Consider the following 3928-nt stretch of genomic DNA (forward strand, 5'->3'; position numbering starts at 1 on the left):
CCCCGGCACCCGCTGGCCCGCCTTCGACCCCGCCTTGCCGCCGCGCAGCACGCTCGTCACCTTCACGCGGGAGGCCGACCCGGCCCCCGCCGCTCCCGCCGCCGCGCCGCGCACCGCCGAGCGCGCCCTGGCCGATGGGCAGGCCGCCCTCGGCCGCCGTGACTATCCCAGTGCCGAGGCCGCCGCCCGCGAGGTCATCGCCGCCCGCGGCAGCGCCCGCGCCCAGGATGCGCAGATCCTTCTCGGCGACGCCCTGCTGGGCAAGCGCGACTTCCAGAACGCCGCCCTGGCCTATGACGATGCCTACCGCCGCAACCGCACCGGCTCCCGCGCGCCGGAAGCCATGATCGGCCTGTCCAACGCCTTCCTCGGCTTCGGCGCCAAGCGCGAGGCCTGCGCCACGCTCGATGATCTGCGCAGCGAGTTTCCCCGGCTGTCCGGCGGCCTGGCCGATCGCGCGGCGGATGCGCGCAAGCGTGGCGGGTGCCGCTGAAGTCCTGGCCGGACCAGAGGGGGCGCCGCCCCCTCTGGACACCCCCGCCGGGGTGACAGGGTCACCCCGGACCCCGCCCTCCGCCGCCGAATTCGCCACGCTCATGGCGCCCCTCGGGCCCTTTCCGCGCGGGGCGCGATTCGCCGCCGGAGTCTCCGGCGGGCCGCATTCCCTGGCGCTCGCCCTGTTGGCGCGGGACTTCGCCGCCAGCCGGGGGGGGGAGGTGGTCGGGCTCGTCGTCGATCACGGGCTGCGGGCGGAAAGCGCGGCGGAAGCCGGCTGGACGGCCGCGGCGCTGCGCGGGCAGGGCATCGCCGCGCGCATCCTCGCCCTCGGGCTGGCGCGCGGCAGCGCCATCCAGGAACGCGCCCGCGCCGGGCGCCTCGCCGCGCTGCTGGAGGCCGCGGAACAGGAAGGATGCCCCTGGCTGCTGCTCGGCCAGCATGCGGGGGATCAGGCGGAGACGCTGCTCTTCCGCGCCCTGCGCGGCAGCGGCGAGGCCGGGCTGGCCGGGATGGCCGCCGCCCGGCCCGCGCCCCAGGCCATGATCCTGCGCCCGCTCCTCGGCATGGCGCCGCTGCGGCTGGAGGCGCTGCTGGCCGCCCGCGGCATCGCCCCGCTGCGCGATCCCTCCAACCAGGACCGGCGCTTCGCCCGCGTGCGGCTGCGCCAGGCCCTGGCCGATCCCGGCGGGGAGGGGGCGGGCACCGCCGCCCTGGGCCAGGCCGCCCGCGCCTTCGCCACCCGCCGCGCGCGGACGGAGCAAAGAATAGCGGAGCGAATCGGGGCGGCGGTCACCCTCCATCCCGAGGGCTGGGCCAGCCTGGAGGCCGCCGCCCTGGGGCGCGATGCCCTGGCCGCCCGCGCCCTGGCGGCGCTGCTGCGCCTGATCTCCGGCGCCGAGCACGCCCCCCCGCTGGCCGCCGCCGCCGCCCTGCTGGAGCGCGGCCAGGGCACGCTGCACGGCGTGCTGTGGCGGGAGGGCCGCCTCTGCCGCGAGCCCGCCGCCTGCGCGCCGCCCATCCCCGCCACCCCGGGCGCGCTCTGGGACGGGCGCTGGGTCCTGCCCTGGGCCCTACCGGAGTCGCCACCGGGTGGGGAAGGGCTGCTTCTCGGCGCGGCGGGGGCGGTGGAGCGGCGCCTGCGCCAGGGCCTGCCGGCCGATGTCGCGGCGGGCCTGCCGGCGCTCTGGCGTGGCACGCAGCGGCTCGCCATCCCGGCCCTGGGGGGCGCTCAGGGGGCAGGGGAAGGTCCGTGGGAGGGGGTGCGGCTGGTCTTTTGCCCCGCCGGGGGACCACTTTGCCCGGCATAAACGCTCCGGCAAAGAAAGAGATTGGACAATGAGGGGCGCGGCACGGTTTCAGAACGGCCAAGGGCGCCCTATCTTTGCAGGGCGCCGGGCCAGTATCCTCACGCTGGCCGGCACACGGATGGGAACCGCACGGTGAACAATTTCGGCCGCAACCTGGCGCTTTGGGTGATTGTGGCGCTGCTGCTCGTGGCGCTGTTCAATCTCTTTCAACCTTCCTCCTCCACCCGCCAGACCGGCCAGCAGGTCGCCTACAGCGACTTCCTGAACGACGTGAATGGCGGCCGCGTGCGGGAGGTCACCATCCAGGGCCGGACGCTGACAGGCGTCTTCGCGGATGGGCGGACCCTCACCACCTACACGCCCGAGGACCCGACCCTCGTCAGCCGGCTGACCGAGAAGGGCGTGCGCGTCCTCGCCCGGCCGGAGGAGAGCGACGTCAACCCGCTCTTCCACTACCTGCTCTCCTGGTTCCCGATGCTGCTGCTGATCGGCGTCTGGATCTTCTTCATGCGCCAGATGCAGGGGGGTGGCGGCCGCGCCATGGGCTTCGGCAAGTCCCGCGCCCGGCTGCTGACGGAGAAGCAGGGTCGCGTCACCTTCGAGGATGTCGCCGGCATCGACGAGGCCAAGGGCGAGCTGGAGGAGATCGTGGACTTCCTCCGCGACCCCCAGAAGTTCCAGCGCCTCGGCGGCAAGATCCCCAAGGGCGTGCTGCTGGTCGGCCCGCCGGGCACCGGCAAGACGCTGCTCGCCCGCGCCATCGCGGGTGAGGCGAACGTGCCCTTCTTCACCATCTCGGGCTCCGACTTCGTCGAGATGTTCGTGGGTGTCGGCGCCAGCCGCGTGCGCGACATGTTCGAGCAGGGCAAGAAGAACGCCCCCTGCATCATCTTCATCGACGAGATCGACGCGGTGGGCCGCCACCGTGGCGCCGGCCTCGGCGGTGGCAATGACGAGCGCGAGCAGACCCTCAACCAGATGCTGGTCGAGATGGACGGTTTCGAGGCGAATGAGGGCGTTATCCTGATCGCCGCCACCAACCGCCCGGACGTGCTGGACCCCGCTTTGCTGCGCCCCGGCCGCTTCGACCGCCAGGTGGTCGTCCCCAATCCGGACGTCTCCGGCCGCGAGAAGATCCTGCGCGTGCATATGCGCAAGGTGCCGCTGGCCTCGGATGTCGATCCGAAGATCATCGCCCGTGGCACGCCCGGCTTCTCCGGCGCCGATCTGGCCAATCTCGTCAACGAGGCGGCGCTGCTGGCCGCCCGCTCGGGCCGCCGCACCGTCGGCATGCATGAGTTCGAGATGGCCAAGGACAAGGTGCTGATGGGTGCCGAGCGGCGCTCCATGGTGATGTCCGAGGACGAGAAGAAGATGACGGCCTATCACGAGGCCGGCCATGCCCTCGTCGCCATGCACGAGCCGGAATGCGACCCGGTGCACAAGGCCACCATCATCCCGCGCGGCCGCGCGCTGGGCCTCGTGATGTCCCTCCCCGCCGGGGACCGCTACTCCAAGCACAAGTCCAAGCTGAAGGCGGAACTCGCCATGGCGATGGGCGGCCGCGTGGCGGAGGAGCTGATCTTCGGCGCCGACAAGGTCTCCAACGGCGCCTCGGGCGACATCAAGATGGCCACCAATCAGGCCAAGATGATGGTCACCGAGTGGGGCATGAGCGACAAGCTCGGCATGATCGCCTATGGCGACAACAGCCAGGAGGTCTTCCTGGGCCATTCCGTGACCCAGTCCAAGAACGTCTCCGAGGCGACGGCGCGCGAGATCGACAGCGAGGTCCGCTCGATCATCGACGAGGCCTATGCCCGCGCCAAGCACACGCTCCAGACCAATCTCGAGGAGCTGCATGCCCTGGCCAAGGGCCTGCTGGAATACGAGACCCTTTCGGGCGACGAAATCCGGCAGGTGATCAAGGGCGAGCCCGTGGTGCGCAACCGCCCGGACGAGCCGACCTCTTCCGGCCGCGGCAGCGTGCCCAGCTCGGGCCGCCCCACCCGCCCCGGCGGCTTCGGCAACCCCGCGCCGCAACCCGGCGCCTGACGGAAGGCGGGGTCCGGGGAGGCCCTGCCTCCCCGGCGGGGGTGGGGGGGGGGGGGGCCCCCCCGCCG

General features: G+C 73.0%; 3 protein-coding genes. All 3 read left to right on the plus strand.

All coding sequences use genetic code 11. The features are described from left to right. On the plus strand, positions 1–493 hold a 493-nt coding region (locus NON00_RS23395; protein ID WP_256025201.1), incomplete at its 5' end, for a tetratricopeptide repeat protein. A gap of 52 nt (positions 494–545) precedes the next feature. Beyond that, positions 546–1805: a tRNA lysidine(34) synthetase TilS gene (tilS, locus tag NON00_RS23400; RefSeq protein ID WP_256025202.1), complete on the plus strand. Its 1260-nt coding sequence runs from the start codon at positions 546–548 to the stop codon at positions 1803–1805. 132 nt (positions 1806–1937) lie between these two features. Continuing rightward, a complete protein-coding gene (gene ftsH / locus NON00_RS23405; RefSeq protein WP_256025204.1) occupies positions 1938–3860 on the plus strand; it encodes an ATP-dependent zinc metalloprotease FtsH in 1923 nt (640 codons plus the stop codon). The last annotated feature ends 68 nt before the right edge of the window (positions 3861–3928 follow it).

Origin of the sequence: Roseomonas sp. GC11 (assembly GCF_024437745.1) — a bacterium.
Lineage (GTDB): Bacteria > Pseudomonadota > Alphaproteobacteria > Acetobacterales > Acetobacteraceae > Pseudoroseomonas.